The sequence below is a fragment of the Aromatoleum sp. genome (assembly GCF_035254505.1).
In the GTDB taxonomy this organism is placed as follows: domain Bacteria; phylum Pseudomonadota; class Gammaproteobacteria; order Burkholderiales; family Rhodocyclaceae; genus Aromatoleum.
The window spans coordinates 71,962-78,285 of record NZ_DATFAO010000034.1 but is presented as its reverse complement, the minus strand read 5'-3'; the positions used below and the strand labels follow the sequence as shown (position 1 = coordinate 78,285).

Genomic DNA, 6,324 nt, shown 5'->3' with positions numbered 1-6,324 from the left:
AGGCAACAAGGCAAAACGGCAAGCCGGTATTGATGCCGTTGCAAAAATCAGCAGCCCACTTAATGGGGAGTGCTGTGACCAATGCGAAGATGACTATTAATGTGATCATGACAGCGGGGAGGTTCCAATAAGGGCTAACGTGTTGTAGACAGCAGAGTTGCTGCATAAGTAAGTTGCGTGCTGCATAAGCTGGCGCGCACGTCACCGGTAGATGCCATTGTAATCATATCCATATCGACCATGCGACGCTTATGAACAGCATCCACAACACGCCGAAACCCGCCGAGACCCCTCAGCGGGTGTTGGCATCCCGCCCTACCGCACCTGCGGCAAAATTTCACGCACGAGCTCGGCAGGCCGGCACAGCCGGGTGCCGAGGGGCGTTACGACGATCGGTCGGTTCATCAGGATCGGATGCGCGACCATCGCGTCGATCAGGTCGTCATCGGTCTTCGCCGGATCTCCCAATCCCAATTCAGTGAATAGCGCCTCCTTGCTGCGGATGATCTCCCGCACCGGCAGTCCGCTGGCGGCGATCAGGGCGACGAGTTGCTCGCGCGTCGGCGGGGTCTTGAGGTACTCGACGACTCGAGGCTCGGTGCCGCTGTCGCGGATCATCTGGAGGGTGTTGCGGGAGGTTCCGCACTTGGGGTTGTGGTAGATCGTGATGTCGGTCATTGGGACGGCCTCTGTATTGGGGGTTAAGGGTATTTTTGGCCGAAAGTATGCCCGTCGTTTCCGGAAGTAAGCAACCTGTACTCGATGCCATCGTCTTGCTATGAATTCCAGATGAATTCCGGTTAGCACCTCAACGCGTGGGGAGGATGGCACCATGAAGAACATCGTGATCTGCTGCGACGGCACCTGGAACACTCCGGACGAGAAGGACGGCGGCGTGCCGGCACCCACCAATGTGGTGCGCCTGTATAACGCACTGGCGGAAGCGGACGCCGCCGACGTTGGCCAGCACAAGTACTACCACGCGGGAGTCGGGACGAACGGTTCGTGGTGGGACAAGGTGATCGGGGGCGGAACCGGCGTGGGGCTGGAGCGCAACGTCATGAGCGCCTATCGGGAGCTCTGCGATTATTACGAGGACGGGGATCGCATTTATCTGTTCGGATTCAGCCGCGGCGCTTATACGGTTCGAAGCCTGGGGGGACTCGTTTCGCTCTGCGGCTTGCTCGATACCGATGGGCTGGAGGACCCGGAGATTTGGACGCGGATTGAGCACGTCTTTCAAAAGGGTTATCGCCGCAAGACCGAGAGCCTTGACGACTGGCAGAGAAAGGATTGGGAATTCCGCGAGAACGGCGGCGGCCATCGAATCCCGATCCGCTTTCTCGGCGTCTGGGACACGGTGGGCGCGCTCGGCATTCCCAACGACATGGCCTTCCTCAATCTGATCGACAACCTGCACGATTACACCTTCCACGATACGAATCTGAGTGCGTCGATTCAGACCGCGCGCCATGCGATCGCGCTGGATGAACGCCGCGCGAGCTTTCAGCCGACGCTGTGGAATCCACAGCCAGGCCAGGATGCGCTGGAGATGTGGTTCCCCGGAGTCCATTCGGATGTCGGCGGCGGTTATCGCGAGACCGGGCTGTCGGATGCGGCGCTGGCCTGGATGATCTCCGAGGCAAAGGCGGCCGATCTGAATTTCAATTCCGGCATGATCGATCAGATCAAATCCGATTATCTCGGCCCCCTGCACGACTCCTGCTGCGGCGTATTCAGCCTTCTTCCAAGTCAGCCGCGCGGCGTGCCGATGTTGCAGGCGGCTGAGAATATGCACCCGTCGGCGGTCAACCGTGCGAAGAATCCGCCCATCCATCAATGCCCGTATCGGCAGGCGCGAACTTTCACGCTAGGCACTCCGCTCACCATCGACATCTTCGCGGCTCAGCCGTGGAACGACACGGGGCTTTGGTTGGAGGCGGGGATCACCTACACATTCTTCGCCAGCGGCGAGTGGATGGACAGCTCGATCAAGTGCGGACCGGACGGGGCGGACGACGGCAAGTTCCAACCCGCAGAACTCGCGCAGATCGCCGGGAGTGCGCTGGGGTGGGTCGAGAGCGTGTACAAGAAGCTCGCCCGGAATAGCGAGGCGGATTTCCGCTTCACGAAGCGCCACGAGGACATGCCGTGGTTCTGTCTTGTCGGAGCGATTGCGAATGGAGGTGGCGTCGACGCCAAAGGACACACGGTTCCGCACGAGGCCTTCGCAATTGGCGACGGCGTGACCTATACCCCTAAGAAGTCGGGGTATTTCTATGCCTACGCGAACGATGCCTGGAACTGCTATGGCAATAATCGTGGGCGGGTGCAACTGACGATCAGATAGCCGTCTGCTGCGGCGGCGGCATGCACGATTCATCAGGAGGATAGATCATGGCACTCGAATTTGCGGGGATGGCGCGTCCGATCGATAGTGAGGGCTTTGAAGGGGCGGCAGAAAACCTTGGCGTGCGGGCGGCTGAGTTGTGGACGGTGGTCGGCGTCGAAACGAGCGGTTGCGGATATCTGGAGGACCGGCGGCCGACGATCCTCTTCGAGCGTCACGTCTTCAGCAAGGAGACCGGCGGGCGATTCGACGCGAAGCATGGCGATATCAGTAACCGGCGCCCGGGCGGCTATGGCGCGTCGGGGAGCCACCAGTACAAGCGGCTCGCCTCGGCGATCGCCCTTGATCGGCGGGCCGCGCTGCGCAGCGCCTCCTGGGGAATCGGCCAGATCATGGGATACAACGCGAAGATGGTCGGATTTGCGGATGCCGAAGAGATGATCGAAGCGATGTCGGCCTCGGAAACCGCGCAGTTCGACGCGTTGGCGGCCTTCATCCGGGCGGCGAAACTGGACGGTGCCCTGCGCACGCATGACTGGGGGCGCTTCGCCGCGGGTTACAACGGGCCGAATTACCGCATCAACAACTACGATACCCGCCTCGCCGCGACCTACCAGCGCTTCGAGCGCGGCGCCTTGCCGGACCTGCAGATTCGCGCGGCGCAGCTGTATCTCACCTTCCTCGGCTTCGAGCCGCAGGGTGTTGACGGCATCATGGGCCGCTTCACGCGTTCGGCGATGAACGAATTCCAGAGTCAGGCGGGCATTGAAATCACGGACTTCGTTGACGACGATACGTTTGCGGCGCTGAAGAAGGCGGCGGTAGACGGCTAGCGAACCTGGAAGCGATCGACGCTCAGGCGCAGGTTTTCCGCGAGTTCGGTAAGCCTGAGCGCCGAACTCCTGACCTCGCCGACCGCCACATTGTTGGCGTCGATCATTTGCGATATCTGCTCAATCTTGGTCGCGACTTCGTGGCTGGCGCCCCGCCCTTGTTCGGAGAGGGAGCCGGGGCATGGGCATGGGCATGGGCATGGGCATGGGCATGAGCACTGTACTTTATGCGAATCGCCTGCTATCAAGACGAGAGGCATTGCCTGGGCACGACTGTCGCAGGTGGATACCCGGCCAACGCACTGACGCTCGGGGGGCTCCGTGAGGAATATCGTGATTCGTTGTGTCGGCGGGGGTGATTCATGCCGCGGCTAGATACAAACGGAGGGCATGGCCGGATCAGAGATCTCGCAACATATCGGCGTTGATTAATGCCTAATACTCTTTCCAGATGACGACGATGTACGCCGCAACGGGCCCGGTGGGAACGCCCCTATACAGGGCGATCCTGACGCTCACCGTAGCCAATATTTTGGCGCTCATAATTTATCTTTGGGCCTCTCATATTTCTGCGATCGAAGGCAACGCTATCAAGGTCATCTTTTTGGCGTCCGGTGTCACCATGTACGTCTATGAACTCCACAGCCCTCGGACAAACTGGCCTCCTGTTCGAATGTGGCAATGGCGTGCCTTTTCGTTCACCACAGTTCAGGCTTTGATCGTCTATTACTCCGGATCATTATGGGATAACTGGTTACTAGAGAAGCGACCTTGGGACATAGGTGTTAACGGGTCCCTCGCCGGAACGCTCGTCGCTTTTCTTGTCATGACCCTCGTAAGCTACTGGCAGCACCGTATCAAACACATGATCCCGTTCCTGTGGAGATATTTGCATCAGATACATCACAGCCCAAGACGACTGGAGCTGTTAACCAGTTTTTACCGGAACCCGCTCGAGATATTCCTCAACATGTTCATCATGAGTGCTGTCTTGTATCTCGTAGTCGGTTCGACCAGGCTGATCGCAGCCGACACCGTTCTCCTTCTTGGCTTGGCAGACATGTTCTACCACTGGAACGTGCGCACCCCTCGCTGGCTTGGGTATCTCATCCAGCGGCCGGAGGCTCATTGCGTTCATCATTGTCAGGGTGTCCACGCGTACAACTTCGGCGACTTGGCCATCTGGGACATGTTGTTCGGAACTTTCAGAAATCCTCTCGACTTCCGTGGAGAGTGTGGTTTCCCTGGAAACGGCGAGGAGCAGCTTCTCGAAATGGTGATTGGCCACGACATGTCGTTTGGGAAGCATTTGTACGAAGCGGTCAGGACAAAAACCACTGATACACATTGACCGCCAAAATACGCAGGTGCCAATGAGCACGACCGATTTGCAGATACTCTCGCCGCTGGCTGCCGGATGGCTCGTATTGCTGCTGATCTCTCTCACGTGGTATCTGGATCTTTGTCTGCTCCTGACGCATCGTCCAATCCACGGTCGCTGGTTCATCGATCAATTCATCCGTGAATTAAGTTTCACGTTTATTCTCACGGCTTCGGTCCCCGCGCCCGTCCTGATCGTGTTCTTCTTGATTCTTTTTGTATTCATTCTATTCGCCCATATCTATCAGAGGGCGTTTCTCAGCCCTCTGTCTTTTACGACCATCAGACGTCAGTGGACCGATGGAGCGGCAGCTGTGTCTCTGGAGTTTCTGAATACCATACCTGACATCTTCATTCGCGCTACCGCGCTCTTTATGTTCAAGGCTGTTCTCCTGTGGGCATCCTTCGCATATTTCCCGGTGCCGTATAAGGTCAGGCTGGCGCCACTGTGCGTTGTGCTTCCCCTTTTCGCGCTAAAGACTATCCAAGCCTTTAATGAAGTCCAACGACTGACTCGTGGCTGGGCCTCGCCGATACACCTTGTGCCACGCTATGGTTATGTCTTGGTATGGCTTAACGAGTTTCTGTACCTTCATGACGATGATCTGCTCAGGGAAGCCCTTGAGGCGAGGGAACTTGTACAGGATCGAATCACACCGTTTGAGGGCCCCCTTTCACTCCCCAGCCATTTCGTCATGCTCCAGGTCGAGAGCTTGGCGTATGCGGTATTGAACAAGAAGGCTTGCGACACAGAAATAACGCCGTTCCTGAACAGAATCAGCAAGCAGTCGATGCTGTTCAAGACTCAGGCAATTCATATGAATGGGTCGTGCGACGCCGATTTTACTTTACTGCATGCCCATCGCCCCGGAAGCCGAACGGCGACCTACCGCCTCCCCGGCTACCCCCATCATGATTCACTTCCGCATAAGTGCAGATCTATTGGAATGCCGTTATCGTTCCTTCATGGCCAAAAGGGCGCCATGTTCAATCGCGGCGAAGTTTTCAAGACCATGGAATTCGAACATCTCCTCTTCGGAGAAGATATGAGGAGGGAACTGGCGATCGCGCAAACAAAAATGGGAGGAGTGCCGGATCATTATGTTTTCGATCTCGCTGCGGACCTGCACCTTAACAGCCCCGGGCCTCGCGCGTCATTGATTGTAACTGTCAGCTCCCACACTCCGTTTCACGATCTGCCGCCTGACTTCCGAAGCGATTTTTTGTCGACAAATACAGAACAGCAAGACCGCTATTTTCATTCTCTGCGCTATTTCGATCAGGCTCTTGAAAGCTTTGTTCAGAAGCTCCCAAACGGAACGGTATTCGTAATCTTTGGTGACCACGAACCACCTGGCATTGCTGTCTGTACGGACTGTGCCCAGTCGAACGGTTCCTTCAGCCCCGAGGGCAGAACGAAGGACTTCGTTCCGGCAATCGTTTATCGCAAAGGCACTGACTTGGCGGCACTTCAACGGACGCCAAGCGAAATTGCACTCTCGGGAGAGTTAACCATGCTCGATCTGGCCACCTGGATACACGCCTGGTTCGATCCGGACAGGGAAGCACAGGGCCCTTCGATTTCGAAGGCGCCCGCCGCGGACAACCTCGAAGTGCTCTCGACCCGCTCTCTCGAACCCACTGAGGAATGACAGTCGATCGGTTCATCAGGATCGGAGACACGACGGGAGCAAGGACGTCATCACCATTTCGTGTTTCCGCAAATAAGTGTCGAGTGGGGGCATGGTGCTTGAATTCGCG

At 57.3% G+C, this 6,324-nt stretch carries 5 protein-coding genes; 4 read left to right on the top strand and 1 reads right to left on the bottom strand.

Annotated elements, in window-relative coordinates; all coding sequences use genetic code 11:
- Positions 1-315: 315 nt before the first annotated feature.
- Entirely contained in the window at positions 316-678 is a 363-nt protein-coding gene (gene arsC, locus VJ673_RS05945; RefSeq protein WP_324125132.1) for an arsenate reductase (glutaredoxin), read from the bottom strand.
- 154 nt (positions 679-832) lie between these two features.
- Here arsC and VJ673_RS05940 point away from each other — a divergent pair, with 154 nt between their 5' ends.
- The 4 genes from VJ673_RS05940 to VJ673_RS05925 all read left to right on the top strand — a co-directional run bounded on the left by VJ673_RS05940 (position 833) and on the right by VJ673_RS05925 (position 6,215).
- On the top strand, positions 833-2,350 hold the full coding sequence (locus VJ673_RS05940; protein WP_324125131.1) for a T6SS phospholipase effector Tle1-like catalytic domain-containing protein: 1,518 nt from the start codon (positions 833-835) through the stop codon (positions 2,348-2,350).
- Positions 2,351-2,397: 47 nt separating this feature from the next.
- On the top strand, positions 2,398-3,183 hold the full coding sequence (locus VJ673_RS05935; RefSeq protein WP_324125130.1) for an N-acetylmuramidase domain-containing protein: 786 nt from the start codon (positions 2,398-2,400) through the stop codon (positions 3,181-3,183).
- Positions 3,184-3,643: 460 nt separating this feature from the next.
- A complete protein-coding gene (locus VJ673_RS05930; RefSeq protein ID WP_324125129.1) occupies positions 3,644-4,534 on the top strand; it encodes a sterol desaturase family protein in 891 nt (296 codons plus the stop codon).
- Positions 4,535-4,556: 22 nt separating this feature from the next.
- Positions 4,557-6,215, top strand: coding sequence for an LTA synthase family protein (locus VJ673_RS05925; protein ID WP_324125128.1), 1,659 nt, complete (start codon positions 4,557-4,559; stop codon positions 6,213-6,215).
- The last annotated feature ends 109 nt before the right edge of the window (positions 6,216-6,324 follow it).